This window comes from Acinetobacter sp. YH01025, from assembly GCF_013420185.1.
GTDB lineage: Bacteria > Pseudomonadota > Gammaproteobacteria > Pseudomonadales > Moraxellaceae > Acinetobacter > Acinetobacter indicus.
Genome location: NZ_VOYR01000001.1, coordinates 255496 through 281471 on the forward strand (window position 1 = coordinate 255496; position 25976 = coordinate 281471).

Annotated in this window: 26 protein-coding genes; 16 read left to right on the forward strand and 10 right to left on the reverse strand. The window is 46.9% G+C overall.

Annotated elements, in window-relative coordinates:
• Positions 1-16: 16 nt before the first annotated feature.
• Together queE and dapD are read right to left on the reverse strand one after the other, a co-directional pair.
• Positions 17-727 carry a 7-carboxy-7-deazaguanine synthase QueE gene (gene queE / locus FTT89_RS01195; RefSeq protein WP_168397339.1) on the reverse strand — a complete coding sequence of 237 codons (711 nt, stop codon included), beginning with the start codon at positions 725-727 and terminating at the stop codon, positions 17-19.
• 95 nt (positions 728-822) lie between these two features.
• Complete coding sequence (gene dapD / locus FTT89_RS01200) at positions 823-1644, reverse strand: 2,3,4,5-tetrahydropyridine-2,6-dicarboxylate N-succinyltransferase (RefSeq protein WP_104494597.1); 822 nt, start codon at positions 1642-1644, stop codon at positions 823-825.
• A gap of 305 nt (positions 1645-1949) precedes the next feature.
• Here dapD and carO point away from each other — a divergent pair, with 305 nt between their 5' ends.
• Positions 1950-2696 carry an ornithine uptake porin CarO gene (carO, locus tag FTT89_RS01205; protein ID WP_180061316.1) on the forward strand — a complete coding sequence of 249 codons (747 nt, stop codon included), beginning with the start codon at positions 1950-1952 and terminating at the stop codon, positions 2694-2696.
• Positions 2697-2754: 58 nt separating this feature from the next.
• Here the strand turns inward: carO and FTT89_RS01210 are convergent, their stop codons facing one another.
• The 7 genes from FTT89_RS01210 to FTT89_RS01240 all read right to left on the reverse strand — a co-directional run bounded on the left by FTT89_RS01210 (position 2755) and on the right by FTT89_RS01240 (position 9764).
• Entirely contained in the window at positions 2755-3969 is a 1215-nt protein-coding gene (locus FTT89_RS01210) for an OmpP1/FadL family transporter (protein WP_180061317.1), read from the reverse strand.
• Positions 3970-4243: 274 nt separating this feature from the next.
• Positions 4244-5167: a CysB family HTH-type transcriptional regulator gene (locus FTT89_RS01215; protein ID WP_075167787.1), complete on the reverse strand. Its 924-nt coding sequence runs from the start codon at positions 5165-5167 to the stop codon at positions 4244-4246.
• A 53-nt stretch (positions 5168-5220) separates the two neighbouring features.
• Entirely contained in the window at positions 5221-6282 is a 1062-nt protein-coding gene (locus FTT89_RS01220; protein ID WP_005176652.1) for a sulfate/molybdate ABC transporter ATP-binding protein, read from the reverse strand.
• Positions 6283-6293: 11 nt separating this feature from the next.
• On the reverse strand, positions 6294-7187 hold the full coding sequence (gene cysW / locus FTT89_RS01225) for a sulfate ABC transporter permease subunit CysW (protein WP_075167788.1): 894 nt from the start codon (positions 7185-7187) through the stop codon (positions 6294-6296).
• Positions 7184-8017: a sulfate ABC transporter permease subunit CysT gene (cysT, locus tag FTT89_RS01230; protein ID WP_005176654.1), complete on the reverse strand. Its 834-nt coding sequence runs from the start codon at positions 8015-8017 to the stop codon at positions 7184-7186. Before cysT ends, cysW begins: the two co-directional genes overlap by 4 nt.
• A gap of 83 nt (positions 8018-8100) precedes the next feature.
• Positions 8101-8706 (reverse strand): alpha/beta hydrolase, encoded by a 606-nt coding sequence (locus FTT89_RS01235; protein WP_104472953.1) that lies wholly within the window; start codon positions 8704-8706, stop codon positions 8101-8103.
• 47 nt (positions 8707-8753) lie between these two features.
• Positions 8754-9764, reverse strand: coding sequence for a sulfate ABC transporter substrate-binding protein (locus FTT89_RS01240; protein WP_180036441.1), 1011 nt, complete (start codon positions 9762-9764; stop codon positions 8754-8756).
• 161 nt (positions 9765-9925) lie between these two features.
• Between FTT89_RS01240 and pabC the strand changes: the two genes are divergently transcribed.
• From pabC to mtlD, 5 genes are all read left to right on the forward strand, one after another.
• Positions 9926-10738: an aminodeoxychorismate lyase gene (pabC, locus tag FTT89_RS01245; protein WP_160241477.1), complete on the forward strand. Its 813-nt coding sequence runs from the start codon at positions 9926-9928 to the stop codon at positions 10736-10738.
• A 1-nt stretch (position 10739) separates the two neighbouring features.
• The gene (gene mltG, locus FTT89_RS01250) at positions 10740-11798 is read left to right on the forward strand and encodes an endolytic transglycosylase MltG (protein ID WP_104505507.1); all 1059 of its coding nucleotides are present in this window, start codon (positions 10740-10742) and stop codon (positions 11796-11798) included.
• A 2-nt stretch (positions 11799-11800) separates the two neighbouring features.
• A complete protein-coding gene (gene tmk / locus FTT89_RS01255) occupies positions 11801-12412 on the forward strand; it encodes a dTMP kinase (RefSeq protein ID WP_180006690.1) in 612 nt (203 codons plus the stop codon).
• Positions 12413-12473: 61 nt separating this feature from the next.
• A complete protein-coding gene (locus FTT89_RS01260) occupies positions 12474-12893 on the forward strand; it encodes a PaaI family thioesterase (RefSeq protein ID WP_005176662.1) in 420 nt (139 codons plus the stop codon).
• Between the two features lie 368 nt (positions 12894-13261).
• Positions 13262-15406, forward strand: coding sequence for a bifunctional mannitol-1-phosphate dehydrogenase/phosphatase (gene mtlD / locus FTT89_RS01265; RefSeq protein ID WP_160241475.1), 2145 nt, complete (start codon positions 13262-13264; stop codon positions 15404-15406).
• A gap of 104 nt (positions 15407-15510) precedes the next feature.
• On the opposite strand, the gene nadB is transcribed toward mtlD, so the two are convergent.
• Entirely contained in the window at positions 15511-17157 is a 1647-nt protein-coding gene (nadB, locus tag FTT89_RS01270) for an L-aspartate oxidase (protein ID WP_075174747.1), read from the reverse strand.
• 228 nt (positions 17158-17385) lie between these two features.
• Between nadB and FTT89_RS01275 the strand changes: the two genes are divergently transcribed.
• From FTT89_RS01275 to pdxJ, 10 genes are all read left to right on the forward strand, one after another.
• Positions 17386-18771 carry a Do family serine endopeptidase gene (locus tag FTT89_RS01275; protein WP_104469870.1) on the forward strand — a complete coding sequence of 462 codons (1386 nt, stop codon included), beginning with the start codon at positions 17386-17388 and terminating at the stop codon, positions 18769-18771.
• A 117-nt stretch (positions 18772-18888) separates the two neighbouring features.
• The gene (locus FTT89_RS01280; RefSeq protein WP_005176672.1) at positions 18889-19350 is read left to right on the forward strand and encodes a thioesterase family protein; all 462 of its coding nucleotides are present in this window, start codon (positions 18889-18891) and stop codon (positions 19348-19350) included.
• Positions 19351-19524: 174 nt separating this feature from the next.
• On the forward strand, positions 19525-21342 hold the full coding sequence (lepA, locus tag FTT89_RS01285; RefSeq protein ID WP_005176673.1) for a translation elongation factor 4: 1818 nt from the start codon (positions 19525-19527) through the stop codon (positions 21340-21342).
• 23 nt (positions 21343-21365) lie between these two features.
• The gene (gene lepB / locus FTT89_RS01290) at positions 21366-22193 is read left to right on the forward strand and encodes a signal peptidase I (RefSeq protein WP_005176674.1); all 828 of its coding nucleotides are present in this window, start codon (positions 21366-21368) and stop codon (positions 22191-22193) included.
• A 25-nt stretch (positions 22194-22218) separates the two neighbouring features.
• A complete protein-coding gene (locus FTT89_RS01295) occupies positions 22219-22590 on the forward strand; it encodes a DUF4845 domain-containing protein (protein WP_005176678.1) in 372 nt (123 codons plus the stop codon).
• Positions 22562-23263 carry a ribonuclease III gene (rnc, locus tag FTT89_RS01300; RefSeq protein ID WP_005176685.1) on the forward strand — a complete coding sequence of 234 codons (702 nt, stop codon included), beginning with the start codon at positions 22562-22564 and terminating at the stop codon, positions 23261-23263. The genes FTT89_RS01295 and rnc overlap by 29 nt, the downstream gene beginning before the upstream one ends.
• Complete coding sequence (gene era, locus FTT89_RS01305) at positions 23260-24288, forward strand: GTPase Era (protein ID WP_168399845.1); 1029 nt, start codon at positions 23260-23262, stop codon at positions 24286-24288. The genes rnc and era overlap by 4 nt, the downstream gene beginning before the upstream one ends.
• 21 nt (positions 24289-24309) lie before the next feature.
• On the forward strand, positions 24310-24498 hold the full coding sequence (locus FTT89_RS01310; RefSeq protein ID WP_045795115.1) for an NF038104 family lipoprotein: 189 nt from the start codon (positions 24310-24312) through the stop codon (positions 24496-24498).
• Positions 24499-24515: 17 nt separating this feature from the next.
• Positions 24516-25226: a DNA repair protein RecO gene (locus FTT89_RS01315; RefSeq protein WP_180061318.1), complete on the forward strand. Its 711-nt coding sequence runs from the start codon at positions 24516-24518 to the stop codon at positions 25224-25226.
• A 13-nt stretch (positions 25227-25239) separates the two neighbouring features.
• Entirely contained in the window at positions 25240-25965 is a 726-nt protein-coding gene (pdxJ, locus tag FTT89_RS01320) for a pyridoxine 5'-phosphate synthase (RefSeq protein ID WP_016660036.1), read from the forward strand.
• Positions 25966-25976 lie beyond the last annotated feature (11 nt).

Sequence of the window (25976 nt, forward strand, 5' to 3'; positions counted from 1 at the left end):
TTATACAGCAGCCTGATTAACGACCAGTTTCGTCATTCCACAGCAGTTTGTGTAACTGTAGCTGAAAACGAACAGGGAGATGGTCTTCTAAAATCCATTGGGCCAAATCACGGGCCAGTTGCGGCATGCGTGCGGTACCATTTTCAACTTCAAAGGCAGGGGAAAACCAGACGGTACTGACTTTTTTATGCAGTTGATATAACTCTACTTGCTGCTTCGACCATTCATAATCTTCACGGTTACAAATCACAAACTTGATTTGATCGTGCGCAGTCAAATAGTCCAGATTTGAAAGCAAATTCCGTGCAACTTCCCCCGAAGTTGGGGTTTTTAAATCTAAAACTTTGGAAACACGCGGGTCTACCTTAGATACATCTAAAGCACCGCTGGTTTCTAGGGACACTTCACAGCCTAAATCTGCTAATCGCTGCATTAAAGGCAGGGCATTCGGCTGTGCCAGCGGTTCACCGCCCGTCACGCAGACATACGGTGTGTTAAAGTCCAGCGTGGTCTGAATAATTGCTTCAAGCGACTGACGCTCGCCCCCTTCAAAAGAATAGGTAGTATCGCAATAAGTACAGCGCAGCGGACAACCGGTTAAACGGATAAATACAGTTGGCAGCCCTGAGGTATTGGCTTCGCCTTGTAATGAATAGAAGATCTCCGTAATGCGTAAACCCGCAGACGGATCAGAAACAGGAATAGCGGAAGATCGAAGCGTACTCATAACAAATTAACCACCGGGTAGAAAAACAAAAATCTCTACGATCATTGCTAACCGTAGAGATGAGGAGCGATAGCTCCGCTTAAACTAAAGAAAAATTAGTCTTCGCGTAATAAATCGTTCAGGCTGGTTTTCGCACGTGTTTGCGCGTCAACTTTTTTCACGATAATGGCAGCATATAAGCTGTATGTGCCGCATTTAGATGGCAGGCTACCAGAAACAACTACAGAACCGGCAGGAACACGGCCGTAGTGGATTTCGCCAGTTTCACGGTCATAAATCTTGGTAGATTGACCAATGTAAACGCCCATTGAAATCACAGAACCTTCTTCAACAATCACGCCTTCCACGATTTCAGAACGTGCGCCGATGAAGCAGTTATCTTCAATAATGGTCGGATTGGCTTGTAGCGGCTCAAGTACACCACCAATACCGACACCACCAGACAAGTGTACATTTTTACCAATTTGTGCACATGAACCGACAGTGGCCCAAGTGTCTACCATAGTGCCTTCATCTACATATGCACCAATGTTGACATACGATGGCATCAGCACCACATTTTTTGCCTGGAACGAACCTTTACGTGCAACTGCAGGGGGTACTACGCGTACGCCAGCCGCTTTAAACTGTTCTTCAGTCCAGCCTTTGAATTTGGTGTCGACTTTGTCATAGAAACGAAGATCACATGACTCAATTGGTTTGTTGTCGTTCAGTTTAAAAGATAACAAAACGGCTTTTTTCAACCATTGGTGTACAACCCATTCACCGTCAATTTTTTCCGCTACACGCAGTGTACCGTTATCTAAGCCAGCAATAGCTTCCTCTACTGCCTGACGGATTTCAGCCGGGCAGTCTGCCGCGGTGAAATTAGCACGATCTTCAAACGCTTGTTCAATAATCGTTGAAAGCTGAGCCATGATCTTCCTTCCAAAAAAATTTTCAAGATTTTACACTAAATTGAACACGGGTTAGATGAAAATTGGCGCTAAGATCGAAATTAATAATAAAGAAAAATGTTTTCGCTCAATAGAAGAAACATCTGCTTAAACTTTCACCTCAAAAAAGAGTTATCTTTCAAAAAGAAACATAGATTTGTATCAAAAAATAACAAAAAATGAGCAAAATGTGCATAAAAACTGTGCGGGAACTTCTTTATATTTAAGCTTATCAACAATAGTACGAAACATGAAAAATAAGTTTTTATTTTGAGGAGCATATTACGATGAAATCTTTACATAAAATTTTAGCCATTTCAGTGCTTGCTACAGCAGCAGGTTCAGCAATGGCAGATACAGCAGTAATACATGATAGTTATGCCTTTGATCGTAACCAACTCATTCCAACAGGTGTCCGTGCTGAAGTTGGTACAACAGGTTATGGCGGTGCCTTACTTTGGACTGCAAACCCGTATGTGGGCTTAGCTCTTGGTTATAACGGTGGCGATATTTCTTGGTCGGATGACTTATCTATTGATGGTACTAAGTACGATATGGATATGGACAATAATTTGACCTATTTAAATGCTGAGATCCGTCCTTGGGGTGCAAGTCCAAGTAAGTGGGCACAAGGTGTTTATGTAGCTGCTGGTGTTGGTTATATTGACAATGAATACGGCTTAGAGAAACGTTTAAATAATGCCAATGATACTTTGAAAATCGGTGACCAAAACTTTTATGCCCCAAGTGGTCAAGGTTATGTGAAAGGTGATATGTCTTATAAAAATGACATTGCGCCGTATTTAGGTCTAGGTTTTGCACCGAAAATTAACAATAATTGGGGTGTATTTGGTGAAGTCGGTGCTTTCTACACAGGTAACCCAAGTGTGAATTTGGAATCTGTTGGATTGCAGGAAGTAGGTGGTGTTGATAATGGTCAAGCTGCTGCAAACAGAGAAGCTGAAAAAATCCGTAACGATGACAAATACGAATGGATGCCAGTAGCGAAACTAGGTGTAAGCTACCACTGGTAATATTCATTAGCTTTAGCTAAACCTTAAAAAACGAGCTTCGGCTCGTTTTTTTATGCCTTTAGAAATGATGGCCAAATCTTAGTCCATATACCCAGGCATGATTGTCCCGATTGACCGAGGCTAGACTGGAAATTTGAGTACCGGCAAAATTACTGGGTTGAATATGTGGTTGTTTAAACTTTAAATAATAGGCCCCTGCAGCCATAAAACTGTCGGGTCGAAAATAAAATAGCTGGCCTGCGCCGAGGCTATAGTGCCCATCTGCCGGATTTAGGGTCGAGGCCGGATTGCCAATCCCGGAGTCCCAGCCCAGTTCTAACTGACTGATCCAGCGTGCATTCCAGCGATGTAACCCGCCCAGTTTGGCCGACCATTGATCTTTCTGATAATGAATTAATTTAAAGTCTTTAATTTCAGGAATGAATGTTGCGTAAGCATCAATCACGGCGCCAAATTGAGTCGGTTGTATATAAAAATCTTTCCAGTTAACCCAGCGTATACCTGCATAGAGCAGGTTATTGGCACTGATGCCGGTGTGTAAATCCAGATTCAGCGATTCGGGTGTGCGAACCGCGGTATTCTGGTCCGCCACGATCTGCAATTGGCCTTGTGGGGACTGTTCCTGTACCGCTAGCTGATGATGAATGGCCGAACGATAAGTGAACGCCGCACTCATGGCATATTCAGGAATCTGGTAGCGTACCCCGGCCAGCCAACCCCAGGCATCATCTTCAGGGAAATAGGCCTGATAGCCATGAAAAATATAATAGTTTTGTCCCAAAAGCTCTAGGTTTCCCTGAAAAGACTGATGACTGAGTCCTGCATAAAAAGTCCAGTGCGTATCCGGATGATACCCGATAAGTGCGCTAATATTTTCTGTTTTAAAGCGAATGTCGGCAGCTTCGACGTCTAATGGTTGACCATAAAAATCCGGGTTGTAGTTATAGTTGACCTTGACCCCAAAGGGCTGATCATAAAGCAGGGCAAAGGAAAACTCTGGATTCAGCTGCAGTTTAAAACCACCGAGAACAAAACGCTGCTCGGGTGCCAGGTTGCCGGTGGAATAGTCATAAATTCCTAACTCGGCCAGTGCAGCCTGATTTTCGACTTGTCCTGCGACATCGGCCTCTAAATGCACCAGGGAGATTTCGGCATAATGATTGGGCTGGAAAAAAATATGCATGGATTGTCCGGACTGCTCCAGCGCTGCTGCAGAGACAGCTTGAACCGGTAAAAGCAGGCTCATCGACACCCAGAAAAAATGGACCTTCATTGGCTGTCCTTTAATTTTTGGTTAAATTATAAATTCATAAAGTATTGATATTTAAAAATTATCTAGCTATTAAAACTGAATTTGCTGAAAAAATAAACAGGTTTAAGTGATCTTTATCCCATTTTTTTAGGGATGCTGTAATGTAGTTCAAAATAAGCATTAGTATAAAATTTAAGAAGTATGGATTGGGCTAGTCTGATTACTGGATCAACTGGAATGATATAAAAAAGAGGATGCTGATGCCATCCTCTTCATTTCCATTTTTTGTGGGTGTTTAATCTTCTGGATACGCGACTTTTTTCAGGGCTTTAATATCGGCTTCAGGTGAGCACAGGGAAATAAACTCATAGCCATAACCACGTAGTAAATGTCCTTTACGCACCGCCAGCCAGGTGGTATTCAGGCCAAAAATATCGGTTTCTATCTGCTTTAAACGATAATCACGTTCCTGGTCATAGGCTACATTGTTGACTACACCCACGCCCATGCCTAATTCGACATAGGTTTTAATGACGTCGGCGTCCAGGGCAGACATCACGATATCAACATCAATGCCGGCATCTTCAAAGGCTTTGTCAATTTTAGAACGGCCGGTAAAACCGCCGTGGTAGGTAATAATCGGATATTCCGCCAAATCCTGAATGCTGATCTCGGCTTTATGGGCCAGCGGATGGTTTTGCGGGGTAATAATACTGTGCTGCCAAGTATAGTAAGGCACACTGGCCAGATTGCTTTCTGTGGTTAAGGATTCTGTTGCAATACCAATATCGGCTTCGCCTTGTAGCAGCATCTCGGTAATTTCAACCGGACTGGCCTGTTGCAGAATCAGATGGACCTTGGGAAATTCTTTTTTAAACTGGTTCACAATCGGCGGGAGTACATAACGTGCCTGAGTGTGGGTGGTGGCAATGGTTAGGGTGCCTTCATCCACTTTATTGAAATCATCGGCCAGACGTTTAATATTATCGGCATCCACCAACATGCGCTCAACAATACCGAGTAGGGCCTGACCAGGTTCAGTCAAACCGAGCAGGCGTTTGCCTTTACGGATAAACAGTTGCACACCCAGTTCATCTTCCAGGTCTTTAATATGCTTGCTCACCCCGGACTGGGAGGTGTACAGCGCCGCAGAGGCTTCGGTTAAATTGAAGTTCTGGCGCACAGTTTCTCGAATAATTCTGAGCTGTTGGAAGTTCATGTCCTTTTTCCCTCAAAAAAGGATGGGGCTTGAAATGCCCCATCGGTGCGCGGTTAAGCGACTTGATTTTCAAATAAATGTAATTGACTTGCTGTCAGCCAGACGGTCTGGTTTGGACGGAACTGATGCAAGCGTGCTTCTTCTGGGGTGAGGGAAATTTCAATTAAGTTCCCTTGACGGTCGTTCAGTTCTGCCAGCACTTTACCGGCAATCCAGACTTCACGTAAGAAGGTGGCTTGAATGGCATTGTCCTGTGGCTGGGCATGAATGGTCAGCTCATCCGGGCGGGCAAAGGCAATGATCTCGCCCTGAGGCCCCTGTTGTGCGCTGGCCAGCTGAATACGGTCTTCACCCAGCTGAATCAGGCCATTGCTGTTCTGACCTTCAAAACGGTTGGCCTGACCCAGGAAGTCAAACACAAACGGCGTCGCCGGTTTTTCGTAGACTTCGCGTGGTGAACCAATCTGCTCGATGTTGCCTTTGTTCATCACCACGATCTGGTCCGCCACTTCTAAGGCTTCTTCCTGATCATGGGTAACAAAAATAGAGGTAATGTGCAATTCATCATGCAGGGTACGTAACCAGCGGCGCAGTTCTTTACGCACTTTGGCATCCAGCGCACCAAACGGTTCATCCAGCAGCAGGACACGTGGTTCAACGGCTAAGGCACGCGCCAGGGCAATACGCTGACGCTGACCGCCAGACAATTGCGCCGGATAACGGTCGGCCAGAAAGCCGAGTTGTACCAGATCAAGCAGGCGGGTCACGCGTTTTTTAATTTCAGCTTCCGATGGACGAGTGGCACGCGGACGTACACGTAAACCAAAGGCAATGTTGTCAAAAACGGTCATGTGACGGAACAGCGCATAATGCTGGAAGACGAAACCGACCTGACGCTCACGCACGTGAACATCGGTGGCATCCTGACCTTCCAGAATCACCTGACCGCCATCGGCAGATTCCAAACCGGCAATAATCCGCAGCAGGGTGGTTTTACCACAGCCCGATGGACCTAGGAGAGCCACCAGCTGGCCATCTGGAAAATCGAGGGAGATATTGTTCAGTGCATGGAATGCACCAAAGTGTTTTTCAATATTTTTAACTTGAATACTCATGAGGTCATTCCTTAAGAAACTGTTGAATCTTCATTACGTTTGTCCTGCTTTTCCTGACGGATTTCGACCCAGGTTTTCAGGATCAAGGTCACAATCGCCAGCAGGGCCAGCAGGGATGACACCGCAAACGCAGCACTGAAGGTATATTCGTTATAGAGAATCTCAACGTGTAAGGGCAAAGTATTGGTTTCACCGCGAATGTGTCCAGACACGACTGATACCGCACCAAACTCACCCATCGCCCGGGCATTACACAGAATGACACCGTAAATCAGGCCCCATTTAATATTCGGCAAGGTAACTTTCCAGAAGGTTTGCCAGCCAGAGGCACCCAGTACAATGGCCGCTTCTTCTTCTTCGGTGCCTTGCGCTTCCATGAGCGGAATCAGTTCACGTGCCACAAACGGTACGGTAATAAAGATGGTGGCAATGACAATCGCTGGCACGGCATATAAAATCTTGATGTCGTTGTCCATTAACCAGTTGCCCATCCAGCCCTGGGTACCAAAAATCAGTACCAGCATCATCCCGGCAATGACGGGAGAGACCGAGAACGGCAAATCAATGATGGTGGTCAGAATCGATTTACCCGGGAAGTTAAACTTGGCCACCGACCAGGCTGCGGCTACACCAAACACCACGTTGAGTGGAACGGCAATGGCCGCGGTGAGTAAAGTCAGTTTGACCGCAGATAAGGTATCTGGATGTACCAGCGCCTGGGTATACACGCCCACGCCTTGTTTAAAGGCTTCAACGAACACCAGAATTAACGGCAGAATCAGGCAGCTCAGGAAGAAAATCAGGGCAATGGCCAGTAAGGTGTAGCGAACCCAGGTCGGTTCACGGGTGGCATCACGCGATTGCAGCTTGTCGGCCAAAGCATTGCTGTTGGTATTTAAACTCATCGGGCTGTTCTCCCTGTACGACGGCTGGCCCATGCTTGTAACAAGTTAATCAGGAACAGCATCACAAATGAAATCAGCAGCATTACCACCGCAATAGTGGTTGCACCGGCATAATCATATTCTTCTAAACGGGAGATAATCATCAGCGGGGCAATTTCAGTTTCAAAAGGCTGGTTCCCGGCAATGAAGATTACCGAACCATATTCACCCACGCCACGGGCAAAGGCCAGGGCAAAACCGGTAATTAACGCCGGCAGTAAAATCGGGAAAATGACTTTGGTAACAATCTGCAGACGGTTTGCGCCCAGAGCAGATGCCGCTTCTTCCAGCTCGGTTTCCAGATCGCTGAGTACCGGCTGTACGGTACGCACCACAAATGGAATACCAATGAAGATCAGGGCCAGGGTAATCCCGATAGGGGTATAGGCCACCTGAATGCCTAAAGGCTCCAGATACTGACCAATCCAGCCGGTAGGTGCATATAAAGAGGTCAGGGCAATACCGGCCACGGCGGTCGGTAAGGCAAAAGGTAAATCGACCAGTGCATCAATCAGGCGTTTGCCCGGAAAGCGGTAACGCACCAGACACCAGGCCAGCAATAAACCAAAAACGACGTTCACCAGCGCTGCGATCAGCGCAGCACTAAAACTTAACTGCAAAGATTTTAAGATACGTTCAGAACTTAAAATTTCCCATAAACCTTCCCAGCCAATGTCCAGCGATTTTAAAAATACGGCAGACAAAGGAATCAGAACGATTAATGATAAATACGCTAGGGTAAAGCCTAGAGAAAGACCAAATCCTGGCAGCACTCGGGACCGCTGCGACATGATTACTCCTCAAAGAGAGAATGCGGGCTGAAATCAGCCAGCGAAAAATAAATAAATTTCGGCACAAGCATAATTTGCGAGGGTTAAATTGCAAATTTAAATAAATACTTGCTGTCATCAGTAATACTGATATGCTGCATAGCCTTTTCTGAAATCAGGTAGTTCCAGAGTTCAGGAAAAGGACCAAAACCAGAGGCGACATTAATATGCCCGACATGGCCCAAGCTTACCGGTTCTAATTGCCAGGATTGCGCCAGTTCCAGTGCATGTTCGGCATTTAACCAGGGATCATTTTCACTGATTAGCATGCTGGCCGGAACCTGCACTTGCAGCTGATGAAAATAGTCCTGATAGTCATGCTGGCTGTCACGGGCAAAACCGGCTTCACCAAAACGGCCCGGGTTGGCCGGCGCCACCAGTACCAGATTCTTGACCTTGCGTTGCAGCGCCGGGTATTGCGCCAGAGCGGCTACGGTAGTCAGGCAGCCAAAGCTATGCGCCACAATTTGCAGCGGTGCATCAATCGCCGCCACGGTGCTTCGGAACTGTTCTACCCAAGTTTTGAGTACCGGGGCATTCCAGTCCTGCTGCTCGACGCGGGAGCAGGACATGAGCTGTCGTTGTAACCAGGATTGCCAGTGGCCATATTCACTGCCACCTACGCCCGGAACAATTACGGTATGAATCATGTCGATGCTCCTTTGCTTACCTTACAGTTGCTGATGCTACAGCTGAATTATTTAGCGCTATTGGCTTTTACGATCTGGTCGAAAATACCGCCATTTTCAAAATGTGCAGACTGGACTTTGGCCCAGCCCCCAAATTCCTGATCTACCGTGACCAGCTTTAACGGCTTAAAGACCTGGCTGTATTTCTTTAATGCTGCTTCGCTACGAGGACGATAATAATGTTTGCCGGCTAAATCCTGTCCGAGTGGGGAATACAGGAAGTTTAAATAGCCTTGGGCCAAATATTTGTTGCCGTGTTTTTCCGCATTTTTCTCAACAATGGCCACCGGCGGTTCTGCCAGTACCGACAGGCTAGGGGTAATAATTTCAAATTTACCCGGCTGCTCACGAATGGCGAGATGCGCTTCATTTTCCCAGGCCAGCAGCACATCACCAATGCCACGCTCGGCAAAGGTGGTGGTTGAACCGCGGGCGCCCGAATCAAGGACTTTGGTGTTTTTATAAATTTTACGTACAAATTCCTGTGCAGTTTGATCATTGCCACCCGGCTGATGTTTAGCCCAAGCCCAGGCGGCCAGATAGTTCCAGCGTGCACCGCCTGAGGTTTTCGGGTTCGGGGTAATAATGCCCACACCCGGCTTGACCAGATCGCCCCAGTCCTGAATGCCTTTCGGGTTGCCTTTACGCACTAAAAATACAATGGTCGAGGTATAAGGTGTCGAGTTATGTGGTAATTTCTTTTGCCAGTCTGCCGGAAACAGTTTGGCTTTTTCCGCAATTACATCAATATCGGTGGCCAAAGCCAGTGTCACCACATCGGCACTCAGGCCATCAATTACGGCACGGGCCTGCTTGCCTGAACCGCCATGCGACTGTTTAAAATTAATTTTTTGTCCGGTCCGGCTTTCCCAGTATTTGCCGAACTGTTTATTCACATCATCATATAATTCACGGGTCGGGTCATACGACACGTTCAGAAAATCTTTTGCAGCAACACCAAAGGAGGATGCCGAAATTAATGCGGCCAGTACCCCAATTTTTAATTTTGTAAAACTCATGACTAACCTCAAATTTTTCGCTGTTTTGTAACATGAGGCAAGAATAGCGCCAGTCTTATTCCTAAAAAAATAATAAAAAATGAATTTTATATGAATAAAAAAGAAATATAAATAGATCTTCCATTCTTACACTAAAGCCAGCTCAAATGGATACTTGTTGTATGCAATGTTTTAAGAATGCTGAGGAAATATCGGCCGTTTCAGTGCTGGACCGTGCCTTTCATTATGGCGATGGCTGCTTTAGTACCGCGCGCATCCGCAATGGCCAGATTGAACTGGAGGCCTTACATCTGCTGCGGCTACAACGCGGCTGTGAGCATTTGTATTTACATGCCAATCTGGCGTTTATCCAGCAGTCGATTCAACAGCTGCAGCAGCGCTATCCGCAGGTCAACGGCACTTTAAAAATCATCATCAGCCGGGGAGATGGACAGCGCGGTTATAGCCTGCCCGCACAAGAGGCTGATGTCTGGGTCTTCTTTTATCCCAAAGCAGTGGATGATTTTCACTATGAAAAAATCGCCAGTGGTGTGTTGAAACAAGCGATGGGGCTGAGTATGCCACATCTGGTCGGCATCAAAAGCCTGAACCGTTTAGAACAGGTGATACTGAAAAAAGAAGCCGATGCGCAGGGTTGGCCGGAAGCCTTGGTGACTGATGTGCAAGGCTCGGTTGTTGAAGGGGTGAGCAGTAATTGTTTTATTCTTATAAACAATGAATGGATTACGCCGGAACTTCGTTATAATGGCGTCCACGGCGTGATGCGGGCTGAAATTCTGGCCCGTATGCAGCAGCACGGCATTTCCTGTCGCCAGCGTTATGTCGATATGGAAGAAATTGCGCAGTTCCAGAGTCTGTTTTTCTGTAATGCGCTCAGTCCGATGAAAATCGTGATCCAGCTCGATGCACGCCTTTTAGATGTTCAAGCCTGTATTGAACTGTTTAATCGTCTTCAATTGAATCAGATGCATTAATATGTCTTCATCCCGCTCTAAAACGAAAAAGAAAAACAAGCCTCGTTCCCCATTGCCGATGAAAGGCATTTTAACCCTGTTACTGGGCGTACTCCTCATTGTCGTAGTCATCCTCTGGTCCAGCCTGTTTAAAGACTATCCGGTAAAAGGCCAGAAAGAATTACTGGCCATTGGCGATGGCGATACCTATTCCGGTTTTATTGATCGTCTGGAAAAAAATGATCAGGTCAGTTTTCCGATTATTCTGAAGCTGTATCAGAAAATCATGATTCATGATTCGATGAAAGCCGGGGTTTATGAAATCCAGCAGGGTATGAGCATCCGTGAAGTCATGGAAATGATCTCCAATGCAGAAAATGCGCAGATGAACCGGATTCTGGTCATTGAAGGCACCACCTTTAAACAATTGGTGCAGCATCTGCAAAAGGATGAGCTGGTGACTAAAGAAGTCAGCCATCTGCCGACCGATCAGTTGTTAAAAGCGCTGAATATTCCATTTGAGCATCCGGAAGGCCTGTTTGCGCCAGATACCTATTTCTTTGCCAAGGGCGAATCGGACCGTAAAATTCTGACCGATTTGTATCAGCGTCAGATGAAAGCACTGGATGAAGCCTGGGCCAATCGTGCACCAGATTTACCGTACAAGAATAAATATGAAGCGCTGGTGATGGCGTCGATTATTGAAAAAGAAACCCATGTCGATAGCGAACTGCGTCAGGTCTCCGGCGTATTTGTGCGCCGTTTAAAGATTGGTATGCGTTTACAAACTGACCCGACCGTCATTTACGGGATGGGCGACAAATATCAGGGCAATATTACCCGTAAGGATTTACGTACCCCAACCCCGTACAATACCTATACCATCTATGGTTTGCCGCCAACACCAATTGCACTGCCAAGCAAACGCGCGATTGAAGCAGCAATGCATCCGGATGATTCCGACAATCTCTATTTTGTCGCCACCGGTGATGGCGGACATAAATTCAGTACCAATCTGCAAGATCATAACCGCGCAGTTCAGGAATATCTGGCGGTCATTCGTGCGAAGAACAAGGAGTGAGCATGTTTATTAGCTTTGAAGGCACCGAAGGGGTAGGTAAAACCACGCTCATCCGTCGTATTTATGAACATTTGCAGGCCCAAGGCAGTGAAGTAGTGCTGACCCGTGAACCGGGTGGCACCCCGATGGCCGAGCAGATTCGCAGTCTGCTGCTTTCAGTCAATCATGACGAGCCGATGTGTAATGATACTGAATTACTGCTGATGTACGCAGCGCGCGCCCAGCATCTGGCGCAGGTGATTCTGCCTGCACTGGCAGCTGGCAAAACGGTACTCTGTGACCGCTTTACTGATGCCAGCTTTGCCTATCAGTGTGCTGGGCGTGGCCTAAGCCAGGAAAAGTTGCAATTGCTGAACCAGAATTTTGTTTCGCACATGCCGGCTCTGACTTTCTGGCTGGATGCACCGATTGAACTGGGCATGTCCCGTGCGCGTGAACGTGGTGCGCTGGACCGTTTTGAACAGGAAAAAGTCACCTTTTTTGAAAAGGTGCGTGCTGGTTATCAGGAGTTGTGGCAGGCAGAACCAGAACGGATTAAACGTTTAGATGCCACCCAAAGTCCGGATCTGGTCTTTGCCGAGGCGCTCAAATATTTACAGACAGTCGCTGCTTAAATTTGGGTCAAGACTAAAAATCTTCTATAGTAGCGTGATGATAGAGGATTTTTTGATCACAATGAAAAGTAACCGTGCTGAAATTATTGAATTTTTACAACAAGAATTTCCCCAGAGCCTGGAAAAATGCGAGATTGATGCGGTCACGCCCATGGGTGCCTGCTTGACCTATCGGGTTGGGGAAAGTGAATTACGTCCGGGTGGCACGATCTCTGGTCCGACCATGATGACGGCTGCAGATCTGGCTTTATATGTAGCCATTCTGGGCCAGATTGGGATTGTCGGGTTGGCGGTCACCACCAACCTGAATATCAATTTTTTACGCAAACCCGCTGGTGGAAAAAACCTGCGGGCGGAATGCCGGCTCATGAAACTGGGTAAAAGTTTGGCCGTGGGTGAAGTCTGGATTTATTCAGTCGGGCAGGAAGAGCCGGTGGCGCATGTGACTGGAACTTATTCCATTCCACCCCAAGTGGCTTGATTCTCAGGTCACTTGTTCTGTTGATCTGGCTCGCTTGATTTTATCCTTTTCTTACTCGTCTTAATTTTGCTTGCTTCAGTTTCTTCGCCAATCTGATGCTTCCAGCTTTTTATTTTTTGAAGCCTATTTAATTCGCCGAAAAGCACCCTCCGAATTATTTAAAACTTATCCTTATATTTCAGCAAAATCGCTTTATTGATTTACATGATGTTACTTATTAATTACTTAAAGTTACATATCTTAAATCTTACTCCAATTAGGTGGTTAATTTTTAACCTTAAATATTTCATTCTTTGTCTAAGGTGTTGTTCCCTCAAAAATTGCTCTAGGCTCTAGGCCTGTTGAAAAATGATCAAATGAGGGGGGAAATGCTTAAATTTAAAAATAAAATGATCCAGGGCGCAATTTTCGATATGGATGGCACAATGTTTGATACTGAGCGTTTACGGTTTCAAACCTTGAAACAGGCATCTCGGGAATTGATTGGAGTCGAGTTCAGCGATGACTATTTAATGGGTTGTCTGGGCTTGAGTGCGCGGAGTGCCAAACAGCTGGCACAGGCTGAATATGGTGAAGATATTCCCTATACCGAAATTCGCCAGCGTGCCGATGAGCTGGAACTGGAAAGTGTGCGTCAGTTTGGCGTGCCGATTAAAACCGGTTTGCTACAGGTGCTGGAGCGCTTGCGTAAATCCGGGCTGCGCATGGCAGTGGCGACGTCCAGTCGCCGTGCCATTGCCGAAGAATATTTAATTAATGCCAATGTCTATAAATTTTTTGATGTACTGGTGTGCGGAGATGAAGTCCAACGTGGCAAACCGCATCCGGAAATTTTCCTGACCGCTGCGCAAAAGCTGAATCTCTCCGCCAGTGACTGTTTCATGTTTGAAGATTCAGACAATGGTGTGACCTCGGCCTATGCAGCGCAGGGCATTACCGTGCTGCTGCGGGACATTAAAGCACCAAATGAACAGATGCTGTCTAAGGCGCATTACTACTATGAAAGCATGGAAGATTATCTGGAAGATTTAAACCTGTATATTCCGGCCTTGGGCATGCCCAGCCTGCAGGAAGCCTTTCCACAAACCTTGAACCAGCTAACTGTCGGAATCCATGGTTTTGGTGCGATTGGTGGCGGTTATCTGGCGCAGGTATTATCGCATTGGGATGGTTATACCCGTCCGAAACGGATTTACGCTTCTACCCGTAACCAGCTGTATCGCTCTGCGGTGAATGCTTTTGGCACCTATTGCATTCGTTATGGGCAAATGTCCTATGATGAACGTATTGAAAACATGAGCATTATTGATGCAGATAACCTGCAGCACATGCAGGAGATGTATATCGAATCCAGCTTGATTGCCTTATGTCTGCCAGAAAAAGCGCTGAGCAGCGAAGCTGAGGTGATTGCGCAAGGCCTGTATGCACGTTATCTGGCCCATCAGGACCAGCCGGCTGCGCCTTTAACCGTGCTGATTATTTTAAATAAAGTCGGTGCCAAGCAGTTATTGCTGGAGCATATCCGTAAAGCCCTGGTGGCCTTAAGTGATGTGCAGACCGCACAAGCCATTTTAGCGCAGCATTATTTCTGCGATACCGTGGTCAACCGTATGGTATCCAAACTGACTGACCAGAACCTGTACCGCCAGCTACGGATTAAATACAACATCTTCAAGCAGTCGCAAACGGAAGATGAAGCCGAGCCGGTTGAAATTGAGGATAACACCCGTTTGCAGCCGGAGCAGGAACGTCAGGCCAGCCTGTATGTGGAAGATTTGCGCCGTAATTTCCAGCCGAGTCATATTCTGCAAACGATGGATCTCATTCTGTTTAATGCAGAAATTGACATGCCGATTTATGTGGAAAATGCCAGTCCGTTACTGCAAAAAATGCGGCAGATGATTCTGGTCGAAGACATCAGTGAAATCCAGCTGATTAAAAACCGGCTCTGGAACGGGGTGCATGCCATGCTTGCCTGGTATGCCAGCCTGCGTGGTCATCAAACCATTGGTGTGGCTCTGGCCGACCCGCAGATTGAACAGTTCATGCAGCAGTTGTTACAGCAGGTTCAGCAGGGACTGGCGGTGGTGTTACCACACCGACAGAAAGATCTACATGCACTGGCACAAAGTTTTGCAAACTCCTGTGTCCATGCCTATAAAGACCCATGTGCACGGGTGGCGCGTGATCCGCTACGCAAGCTCAGTGCGTCCGAACGGGTGTTAGGTTCAATTGCCAGCAATGCTCAGGCCGGGTTGCCGTATCAGTTTTTGGCACAAGGCGCCTTATTGGGCTATGTCTATGCGGTGCAAACCCATCAGCTGACCGAGGCGCAGGCTTTGGCACATTTACAGACACAATTGCAGCAGCCACATTTCTCGGCACAAGTGGCACTGACTTTACGTAATTATGTGCAGACCTATCTGCCGCAATTGCTGTCCGGAGTGCTAGAACCTGAGCAGTTGCCATTATTAAAGCCAACCTCGAGTGCAGCGCAATATGCTTCAACTTGAGGAACCATCCGGCTGAAACCATTTTTGGCTGATCCCAATAAAAAACCGAATCACATCCTGCAATTCGGTTTTTTATCTTTCAGAACTGAAGATGTAAAAGCATTTTAAGCCGGCACATCCTCATTGACCAATGGCGTTTCTACCTGGAAGTTTGGCGGCGTGAGGACAGTTTTACGCAGCTCATCTGCCAGTTCTGGATAATCCAGGGTGTAATGCAGGCCACGCGATTCTTTACGCTGCATGGCACAACGCACAATCATTTCTGAAACCAGCACCAGATTACGCAGTTCAATCAGGTTTTTACTGACTTTGTAGTCTTGATAATACTCGGTAATTTCGCGTTTCAGCATTTCAATACGGTGCAGGGCACGTTGCAAACGCTTGGTGGTGCGGACAATTCCGACGTAGTTCCACATGGTGGCGCGCAGTTCATCCCAGTTTTGTAGAATTACCACATCTTCATCGGGATGGGTCACTTGAGAATCATCCCAGGCCGGCACATTTGGTGATTGATAATCGGGCTTGAATTCAGCCTGAATATGTTCAGCAGCACTCATGCCATATACAAAACATTCTAAAAGTGAGTTACTGGCCATACGGTTAGCACCATGCAGGCCGGTATAAGACGTTTCACCAATGGCATACAGGCCGGCAATATCGGTCTGGCTGTGTTCATCAACCACTACACCGCCACAGGTATAATGCGCTGCCGGGACCACCGGAATCATATCTTTGGTGATGTCGATGCCCAATTCCAGTAAACGCGCATACAGGGTCGGGAAGTGTTCTTTAACAAATTCGGCCGGTTTATGGGTGATGTCTAGCCAGACATGACGAATCCCCAGACGCTTGATTTCAAAGTCAATTGCACGTGCCACAATATCACGTGGTGCCAGTTCGGCACGTTCGTCAAAACGTAGCATAAAGCGTTCACCATCTGGCAGGCGTAAATAGGCGCCTTCACCGCGCATGGCTTCGGTAATCAAGAAGGAACGGGCTTGCGGATGGTATAAACAGGTCGGATGGAACTGGTTAAATTCCATATTGGCGACGCGACAACCGGCGCGGTAGGCCATGGCAATCCCGTCACCGGTGGCAATATCCGGGTTAGAGGTGTACAGATAGGCTTTCATGGCACCGCCGCAGGCCAGTGCGGTAAAGGGTGCCAGGAAGGTATCAATTTGGTCGGTGTTTTCATCCAGGGCATACAGGCCCAATGCACGATTGTTACCGGTTTGACCGAGTTTCTGTGTGGTAATCAGGTCAATGGCAACAAAGTTTTCAAAAATCTGGATATTCTGTTTTTCTCTGGCCCGCTGGACCAGTGTCGTTGAAATGGCACGTCCCGTGGCATCTGCCGCGTGAATGATCCGGCGCTGGGAGTGGCCGCCTTCACGGGTTAAATGCAGTTGTTCCTGTTCATCGAGGGTAAATTGAACGCCATGTTCAAGCAGGAAATCGACCGAAGGTTTACCGCCCTCTACAGTTTGCTGCACGGCATTCAGTTCACATAAATGCGCGCCTGCAATCATTGTGTCATCTATATGCTGTTGAATAGAGTCGGTTTCATCCAGTACGGCTGCGACCCCACCTTGGGCATAAAAGGTGCTGGCATCAGTCAGGGCCGACTTGGCCAGCACGGCAATTTTAAAATGAGCTGGTAATGACAGTGCCAGACTTAAACCTGCGCCGCCACTACCCACAATGATCACATCAAAATGATGAGTTGCATGTAAATTAGACATGTCCATCAGCTAATTTGAAAAAAGTCTGGTAATGACAACGCTTTTTAAAACAAAAGGCAAGGGTCAAGATGCTTATTAATGATGAGAAAAAGCAATAAAACTCCATTTTATAAAAAATGGCATAAGCACTTGTATCCTGTTGAGGAATTGAACATATTATTACGAAATCTTAAAAAGCGTTATGTTAAAAACAGAACATCACATTTTTATAAACAAATTGAGTGAATGCTATATATGAATAATCGCTACTTACAGAAGGGTCTCTATGCAGCTGTGTTCACTATGGCATCTGTTCAAGCACAGGCCTCTACTTCAGTAGATTTTTCCAACCTGGTTGAACAGGTCAGCCCCGGTGTTGTCAGTGTCAATGTGGTCAAACGTTTAAGCCAGGAAGAGTTGTTACAACAACAGGTTCCGGAACTGTTACGCCGTTTCTTTGGCGATGGGGTGGTGATTCCGCAGCGTCAGGCACCACAAGAAAAAACCGGTTATGGCAGTGCCTTCTTTATCAGCAAAGATGGCTACCTGCTCACTAACCACCATGTGATTGAAAATGCCTCCAAAGTCACCATTGTTCTGAATGATCGCCGTGAAATTGATGCCACCGTGGTCGGCAGTGATGAACGGACCGATGTGGCTTTGCTGAAGGTATCTGGCAGCAACTTCCCTGAACTGCGTACCGGTAATGTTGATCGCCTGAAAGTCGGTGAGCCGGTGCTGGCAATTGGTTCACCATTTGGTTTTGACTATTCCGCCTCTGCTGGTATTGTCAGTGCCAAAATGCGTAACATGATGGGGGAAACCTCGGTACCGTTTATTCAGACTGACGTTGCCTTAAACCCGGGTAACTCGGGTGGACCGCTATTTAACCAGCGCGGTGAAGTGGTTGGGGTCAACTCGCGCATCTTTAGTGGAACGGGCGGCTATATGGGCCTGTCTTTCTCGATTCCGATTGATGTGGCGATGGAAGTGGCAGACCAGTTAAAACAGCATGGTAAAGTCACCCGTTCCTATTTAGGTGTGAGCCTGCAGGATATTGACCGGACGCTGGCAGAATCGTATCGACTGGATAAACCGGAAGGGTCCTTAATTACCCAGGTGGCACCGGATTCTCCAGCCTCCAAAGCCGGCTTGCGTGCGGGTGATGTGATCTTAAAATACAACGGTACCCCAATTTCGCGCACCAGCGAATTACTCAATTATCTGAACCGTACTGCACCTAAACAGACCATCCAGCTGGAAGTTTTACGCGATGACCGTCGCCGGAATATCTCGGCTACTTTAAGTACTGCACCGGATGACACCCCGGCCAAGAGCAATGTTACGCCAAGCCAGAATAAAGGCCCGGTACTTGGGGTCGCAATCCGGAACCTGTCAGCAGCAGAAATGCGTCAGCTGGAAATTAAAGGCGGTGTGCTGATTCAGGAAGTCCGTCCGGGCAGTATTGCAGCGCAGTCGCGAATTTTACCGGGTGATGTCATCGTACAGCTGAACAATAGCCCAGTCACCGACAGCAACAGTTTTGTTCAGGCGGTTTCGCAGCTGAAAAAGGGCAGCGTGGCGCGTGTGACCTTAATCCGTCAGGGACAACGTGCCATTGTCGGTATGCGAATTTCCTGATCTGAGCCAGTTAAAAACCACAGCCTGCTGTGGTTTTTTTATTTTTCAATTTATCCGGGGCCAATTTTCAGTAGACTAGGGGCCTCAATAGCCGATACCACAGTACAGTAACAGAGCATGAGCAGTACATTTTTTGATTTAAAACTTCAGGTTCAACCCGAGCATATTGACAGTCTGGGCCATGTCAACAACGTGGTTTATGTGCAGTGGATGCAGGATGTGGCCAGCGCCCATATTGAAACCTTAGGCCTGGGCATGGCGCAGTTTCTGGAAATGAAACATGCCATGGTGGCGGTGGAGCATCATGTGCAGTATCGCAAGGCAGCATTTGCCGGTGAGGAGCTGATTTTAAGAACCTGGCTCAGTGAAATTAATGCGCTGTACCTGTTTCGCCAATATGTGTTTTATCGTCCGCAGGACCAGAGCGTGCTGTTTGTCGCGCAGACCAAATGGGCCTGTGTGGAAATTGACAGCGGCCGTCCAAAACGCATGTCGCCAAGTTTTTCCCAGGCGTATCAGCCTATTCCAGCCGATCTGAATCCGATGGATTTTAACCAGTATCCGCCACAGCCGGCATAAGCATCGTCACTGGCCGGTTTGTATCGGATGATCTAAAACCGGCCGGGCCGAAAAGCTTTGCATTATTTTGGATACTTTAAAAAATCCATCTGCTATAATCCTTCGCAATTTCTATTCGGCTTTTGCTGTGCACTGAATCTGGTTTGCATAGCGCGTTATTTTTTAAGGTAGCCCATGGCGCAAGCTAAAAAATCTGTTGATATTAAAAACATTCGTAACTTCTCGATCATTGCACATATCGATCATGGCAAGTCGACCCTTGCGGATCGTTTCATTCAGACCTGTGGCGGTTTGCAGGATCGCGAAATGCAGGCGCAAGTACTGGACTCAATGGAACTTGAGCGTGAACGTGGGATTACCATTAAAGCGACTTCGGTGACCTTGTACTATACCCATCCGAATGGTCAGGAATACCAGTTAAATTTCATTGACACCCCGGGACACGTTGACTTTTCTTATGAAGTTTCACGTTCACTGGCAGCGTGTGAAGGCGCACTACTGGTGGTTGATGCTGCCCAGGGCGTAGAAGCACAATCGGTTGCCAACTGCTATACCGCGATTGAGCAAGGTCTGGAAGTACTGCCAATTCTGAACAAGATTGACCTGCCGCAAGCAGAGCCTGAGCGTGTGATTCAGGAAATTGAAGATATTATTGGTATTGAAGCAACCGATGCGCCGACCTGTTCAGCCAAAACCGGTCTGGGGATTGCAGGTGTTTTAGAGCGTCTGGTTGATGTCATTCCAGCACCAACCGGTGACCGTGATGCGCCATTACAAGCTTTAATTGTCGACTCATGGTTTGATAACTATCTGGGCGTTGTGTCTCTGGTGCGTGTGAAGCAGGGCCGTGTGCGTAAAGGCGACAAGATGTTGATGAAATCAACCGGTCAAACGCACATCATTACCTCTGTGGGTATTTTCAATCCGAAACATACTGAAACCGATATTCTGGAAGCGGGCGAAGTCGGCTTCGTGATTGCCGGCATTAAAGACATTTTTGGTGCACCAGTCGGCGATACCATCACTTTGGCAACCACGCCAGAAGTGGAAGTGTTACCGGGCTTCAAGAAAGTAAAACCGCAGGTCTATGCCGGTTTGTTCCCGATTGATGCCAGCGATTTTGAACCGTTCCGTGAAGCACTGCAAAAGCTGCAAATCAATGACTCAGCGCTATTCTTCGAACCGGAAAGTTCGGATGCGCTCGGTTTTGGTTTCCGCTGTGGCTTCCTTGGTATGCTGCACATGGAAATCGTTCAGGAACGTTTAGAACGTGAATACGATCTGGACCTGATTTCTTCTGCGCCAACGGTTATTTATGAAGCCGTAATGAAAAATGGCCAGACCGTATATATTGACAGTCCATCGAAAATGCCAGACGGTTCCACCGTTGAAGACTTACGTGAACCGATTGCCGAATGTCATATTCTGGTGCCGCAAGAATACTTGGGTAACGTCATGACCTTGTGTATCGAGCGTCGTGGTGTGCAAAAAGATATGAAATTCATGAGTAATCAGGTATCCATTACCTTTGAAATTCCAATGGCCGAAGTGGTGATGGATTTCTTTGATAAATTGAAATCCTGCTCACGTGGTTTTGCATCACTAGATTACAACTTCGTGCGTTTTGAAAGTTCATCACTGGTGAAAGTCGATGTCTTGATTAACGGTGAAAAAGTCGATGCGCTGGCAATGATCTGTCACCGTCAGGATGCCCGTCACCGTGGTATTGCGCTGGTTGAAAAAATGAAAGACCTGATTCCGCGTCAGATGTTTGATGTCGCAATTCAGGCGGCCATTGGGGCGCAAATTATTGCCCGTTCAACGGTAAAAGCCATGCGTAAGAACGTATTGGCCAAATGTTATGGCGGTGACGTGTCGCGTAAGAAGAAACTGCTGGCCAAGCAGAAAGAAGGTAAGAAACGTATGAAGCAAGTGGGTAGCGTTGAAATCCCACAAGAAGCGTTCTTAGCTGTATTAAAAGTCGAACGCTAATAAGATTAGAAGGATAAACGCCCATGGATTTTGATTTTAATTTGATCCTCGTTCCTGCCACGCTGTTTTTTATTGCTGTGTGGTTGCTGGATAAATTTGTCTTCAAGCAAAGACAGACCAAAGGGCGGGGCAATGAAAATTTCATTATCACATGGGCGTATGACTTCTGGCCGGTACTGGCCGTTGTGCTGGTGCTGCGTTCGTTTTTATATGAGCCGTTTAACATCCCGTCAGATTCAATGGTGCCAACCCTGGAGACCGGGGATTTTATTCTGGTAAATAAATTTGACTATGGCGTGCGTTTGCCAATCGTCAACAGCAAAATTATTGATACCGGTTCGCCAGAACGCGGTGATGTGGCGGTGTTCCGTTATCCGCCACAACCAAGCATTAGCTACATTAAGCGGATTGTGGGTTTACCGGGTGATCATATTGTTTATGATCATGGCCAATTTACCATTAACGGCGAAAAGGTGCAGAAAGTTGCACTGGAATTTAGCCGTGAAAAAGACAGCCTCGATACACCCAACTCGATTTACCATCAGGAAACTTTAGGCAAGCATACTTTTACCATGCGTGAACTGGAAGGCGTAAACGTGGCGCGTCAGGCACCCTTTATTAATTATGTCGAAAATGGTAAATATGCTTCTACAAATGGTTTATATTGGGAAGTCAAAGTTCCAGAAGGTCATTACTTCGCGTTAGGGGATAACCGCGATCAGAGTGCTGACAGCCGTTTCTGGGGTTTTGTACCTGAAGAAAACCTGACCGGCCGTGCCGTCTATATCTGGATGCACAAAGAGCCTGGTTTTAAATTGCCGTCTTTTAGCCGAAACGGCAGCATAGATTAAAATCATCCATTAGGAAAATAACAAAATGCGTCATCAACAAGGGGCATCGTATATTGCAATTCTGGTTGCAATTATTGGTTTTGCTTTTATGGCAAAAATTGCAGTTGCGGTTTGGGGACCGTATTTCGATGATCGAATGCTGGATAACCAGATTAAAGAGCAGTTGATTCATGGACCCAAAAACCTGAGTCCGCAAAAATTCATTGGGGAAATGGATAAGCGTTTAAGTATGAACAACATTCGTGATATTAAATTTGCGGATGTTGCCCAGGTCACCAATGTAGATGGTCTACAGGTGAAGAAAGACTATGAGATAAGAAAACCGTTCTTATTGAATATTGATATTGTCATGAAATTCGAGAAAAGTTTTGATCAAAGCTCAGTCCAAGCTCAATGAAACGCGTTTGGCCAGCCGCATCGGATACCAGTTTAAACAGCCGGATCTGCTCAAGCTGGCGCTGACGCATCGTTCGGTCAGTCACAAACACAACTATGAACGCCTAGAATTTCTAGGCGATTCACTTTTAGGGATGATTATTGCCAATTATCTCTACACCGCCTATCCGCAGGAAAATGAAGGGCGGCTGACCCGTATGCGCGCAACACTGGTGCGTCAGGAAGCACTGGGTAAAATCGCCAATGATTTAAAACTCAGTCAAAATTTAATTCTCAGTACCGGTGAATTGAAATCAGGCGGTCATCATCGTGAGTCTATACTTGCAGATGCGGTCGAGGCGATTATTGGTGCGATTTATATCGACTGTGGGGATTTAAACCTGCTACAGACGATTGTGTTAAAATGGTACGTGCCTTATCTGGATCATATTGAGCCGACCGATCAGCTCAAAGATCCGAAATCACGCCTACAAGAGTATTTACAAGCACGTAAAAAACCTCTCCCAGTTTACGAGGTTGTAGATATTCAGGGTGATGCCCCGAACCAGCATTTCAAGGTGGAATGCCGGGTCGATGCTTTACCGGTAATGAAAGGTGAAGGTTCTAGCCGCCGCTTTGCCGAGCAGGCAGTTGCCGCGGAAATTTTAAAACTCTTGGAGCAAACGTCTCAATGACAATCCATTCCGATCACAACGATGCTGATCACGAGTCGCAAAGCGACAGCCACGATTTAATCAATCAATTCTTCAGTTCACAAGGTCAGAAAATTCCATCGGATTACCGTAGCGGATTTGTGGCCATTGTGGGCCGGCCAAACGTGGGTAAATCTACCTTGATGAACCACCTGTTGGGTCAAAAACTGTCTATTACCTCGCGTAAGCCGCAAACCACCCGCCATAAAATTGTCGGGATTGATTCGCGTGAAAAATCTCAGGCGGTCTATGTCGATACCCCGGGGATGCACAAAAAAGAAGTGCGTGCCATCAACAAAATGATGAACCGTGCCGCGCACTCGGCGCTGCGTGATGTGAACCTGGTATTATTCGTCGTCGATGCACAAAAATGGACCCAGAACGATGAACTCGTACTGGAGAAATTGAAAAATGCAGACATGCCAGTCATTCTGGTGATCAATAAACTGGATACCTTCGAGAATAAAAATCAGGCGCTGCCGCTGATTCAGGAGCGCGCCAAGCTGATGAACTTCGCAGAAATTGTACCGGTATCTGCGCTGCGTGGTGCCAATCTGGAACATCTGCGTGACACCATTGAGCAGTATCTGCCATTCCAGCCACCGCTGTATTCATTTGATCAGGTTACCGACCGTTCCGAGCGCTTCCTGGCCTCTGAAATTATTCGTGAAAAAATCATGCGTCAGCTTGGTGAAGAGTTGCCATACGATTTAACCGTACAGATTGAATCATTTAAAACCGAAGAGCCGGCTTTAAATGAAAAAACCGGTCGTATGAAACCGGCCTGTACCTATATTGATGCCACCATTTTCGTAGACCGTCCGGGGCAAAAAGCCATTGTGATTGGTGAAAAAGGTGCTAAGCTGAAAAAAATCGGGATGGATGCCCGTGTCGATATGGAAAAAATGTTCGAACAGAAAATCATGCTCACGCTTTGGGTGAAAGTCAAAGGTGGCTGGTCAGATGATGAACGTGCATTAAAAAGCTTGGGATATAGCGATATCTAAGCCATGAAACGAGGAACTGTAATGACCAAAATTGCTGTGATTTTAGCCTGCATGTTCATGCTGCAAGGCTGTATTCATAAGGTGGTTACAGTTCCGGTTAAAGTGGCCTATAAAACCACCAAAGGCGTGGTCAAAGGCACGGCCGCTGTGGTCGGTGCAGTCATTCCCGATGGGGATGAAGAAGATGAAAACAAAAAGAAAGATGATTAGGCTGATATCCTGCCCGCATGCGTAATGAAGTCTTGCATGGCTACCTGATCCATCATCGTAAATACCGCGAGCGTAGTCATATTGTGCATCTGTTTACCCAGGAATATGGGCGGATTGATGGTATTTTAAGACAAACCCCGCCACCACAATATCAACCGATTAGCCTGCAGGCCTCGGGTAAATCTGAACTGAAAAATTTTACCAAACTGGAAATTATCAACCAGCCCGTATTTTTCTTTGGCGATGCCTTTTTCTCCGGTTTTTATCTGAATGAAATTTTGCTGCGTCTGTGTCCGCTCGAAGTCGAGATGCCCGAGACTTTTCTGCAATATGCCACGACTTTGCAGCAATTACAGCAGCTGTCGAGCCATCCGCAGCCGAACAGCTTTTTAAGACAGATTCTGCGCCAGTTTGAGCATGTGTTGCTGCAAGAACTGGGTTATGCCATCGACTTTGAAGTGGATGCCAACCAGCAGCCGATTGGTGCAACGCAGCAGTACCAGTTTTTATTAAATGAAGGCTTTATGCCAACGGCGCAGCCTTCCCGTTCTGGTTTAAGTGGCGCGCAGATTTTGAGTATGCGTGACCATGAAAAGGGTAGGGATTTTAATCCAGAACAGTTACAATTACTGTCTAAATTATATCGGCAGATGATCAGCTCCCTGCTGGGAGATCGGCCGTTAAAAAGTCGTCAATTGTGGATACAGAACTCCCAAACACAATCGTAATTAGGAAAAGAGTATGGCTGCATTACTTGGTGTGAATATTGACCATGTTGCAACATTGCGACAAGCACGTGGCACCACTTACCCAGATCCGGTCAATGCCGCACTGATTTGTGAACAGGCTGGTGCAGAGGGTATTACCTTGCATCTGCGTGAAGATCGTCGTCATATTCAGGATGATGATGTGCGTCGTATGCGTCCATTGCTGAAAACCCGCATGAATCTGGAAATGGCGGTGACTGATGAAATGGTCGAGTTCGCCAAAGAAATCAAACCGCATCATGTTTGCTTTGTCCCGGAAAAACGCCAGGAAGTCACCACTGAAGGTGGACTGGATGTGGTCGGTAATTTTGCGGCGGTAAAAGCGGCAACGCAGGCTCTCTCTGTTCTGGGTTGTGATGTATCCCTGTTTATTGATGCTGACTTTGCCCAGATTGATGCCGCAGTTGCTTGTGGTGCACCAACCATTGAAATTCATACCGGTGCCTACGCCGATGCTGAAACCGCAGAGGCGCAGCAGGCTGAGCTGGAACGTATTGTGAAAGGTGCCGAATATGCCGCGGCCAAAGGTCTGGTGGTGAATGCCGGCCATGGCCTGAATTTAGATAACGTGACGCCGATTGCCGCAATTCCGCAAATTCATGAACTGAATATTGGTCACTCGCTCATTGCCGATGCGGTGTTTGTGGGTCTGGCCCAAGCTGTACAGCAAATGAAAGCAGCGATTAAAGCTGCACGATAATCTTGAAGTTT

Excerpts from the sequence above, each read along its gene's own strand:
- queE (WP_168397339.1), bottom strand. The coding sequence starts at position 727 with ATGAGTACGCTTCGATCTTCCGCTATTCCTGTTTCTGATCCGTCTGCG.
- dapD (WP_104494597.1), bottom strand. The coding sequence starts at position 1,644 with ATGGCTCAGCTTTCAACGATTATTGAACAAGCGTTTGAAGATCGTGCT.
- carO (WP_180061316.1), top strand. The coding sequence starts at position 1,950 with ATGAAATCTTTACATAAAATTTTAGCCATTTCAGTGCTTGCTACAGCA.
- FTT89_RS01210 (WP_180061317.1), bottom strand. The coding sequence starts at position 3,969 with ATGAAGGTCCATTTTTTCTGGGTGTCGATGAGCCTGCTTTTACCGGTT.
- FTT89_RS01215 (WP_075167787.1), bottom strand. The coding sequence starts at position 5,167 with ATGAACTTCCAACAGCTCAGAATTATTCGAGAAACTGTGCGCCAGAAC.
- FTT89_RS01220 (WP_005176652.1), bottom strand. The coding sequence starts at position 6,282 with ATGAGTATTCAAGTTAAAAATATTGAAAAACACTTTGGTGCATTCCAT.
- cysW (WP_075167788.1), bottom strand. The coding sequence starts at position 7,187 with ATGAGTTTAAATACCAACAGCAATGCTTTGGCCGACAAGCTGCAATCG.
- cysT (WP_005176654.1), bottom strand. The coding sequence starts at position 8,017 with ATGTCGCAGCGGTCCCGAGTGCTGCCAGGATTTGGTCTTTCTCTAGGC.
- FTT89_RS01235 (WP_104472953.1), bottom strand. The coding sequence starts at position 8,706 with ATGATTCATACCGTAATTGTTCCGGGCGTAGGTGGCAGTGAATATGGC.
- FTT89_RS01240 (WP_180036441.1), bottom strand. The coding sequence starts at position 9,764 with ATGAGTTTTACAAAATTAAAAATTGGGGTACTGGCCGCATTAATTTCG.
- pabC (WP_160241477.1), top strand. The coding sequence starts at position 9,926 with ATGCAATGTTTTAAGAATGCTGAGGAAATATCGGCCGTTTCAGTGCTG.
- mltG (WP_104505507.1), top strand. The coding sequence starts at position 10,740 with ATGTCTTCATCCCGCTCTAAAACGAAAAAGAAAAACAAGCCTCGTTCC.
- tmk (WP_180006690.1), top strand. The coding sequence starts at position 11,801 with ATGTTTATTAGCTTTGAAGGCACCGAAGGGGTAGGTAAAACCACGCTC.
- FTT89_RS01260 (WP_005176662.1), top strand. The coding sequence starts at position 12,474 with ATGAAAAGTAACCGTGCTGAAATTATTGAATTTTTACAACAAGAATTT.
- mtlD (WP_160241475.1), top strand. The coding sequence starts at position 13,262 with ATGCTTAAATTTAAAAATAAAATGATCCAGGGCGCAATTTTCGATATG.
- nadB (WP_075174747.1), bottom strand. The coding sequence starts at position 17,157 with ATGGACATGTCTAATTTACATGCAACTCATCATTTTGATGTGATCATT.
- FTT89_RS01275 (WP_104469870.1), top strand. The coding sequence starts at position 17,386 with ATGAATAATCGCTACTTACAGAAGGGTCTCTATGCAGCTGTGTTCACT.
- FTT89_RS01280 (WP_005176672.1), top strand. The coding sequence starts at position 18,889 with ATGAGCAGTACATTTTTTGATTTAAAACTTCAGGTTCAACCCGAGCAT.
- lepA (WP_005176673.1), top strand. The coding sequence starts at position 19,525 with ATGGCGCAAGCTAAAAAATCTGTTGATATTAAAAACATTCGTAACTTC.
- lepB (WP_005176674.1), top strand. The coding sequence starts at position 21,366 with ATGGATTTTGATTTTAATTTGATCCTCGTTCCTGCCACGCTGTTTTTT.
- FTT89_RS01295 (WP_005176678.1), top strand. The coding sequence starts at position 22,219 with ATGCGTCATCAACAAGGGGCATCGTATATTGCAATTCTGGTTGCAATT.
- era (WP_168399845.1), top strand. The coding sequence starts at position 23,260 with ATGACAATCCATTCCGATCACAACGATGCTGATCACGAGTCGCAAAGC.
- FTT89_RS01310 (WP_045795115.1), top strand. The coding sequence starts at position 24,310 with ATGACCAAAATTGCTGTGATTTTAGCCTGCATGTTCATGCTGCAAGGC.
- FTT89_RS01315 (WP_180061318.1), top strand. The coding sequence starts at position 24,516 with ATGCGTAATGAAGTCTTGCATGGCTACCTGATCCATCATCGTAAATAC.
- pdxJ (WP_016660036.1), top strand. The coding sequence starts at position 25,240 with ATGGCTGCATTACTTGGTGTGAATATTGACCATGTTGCAACATTGCGA.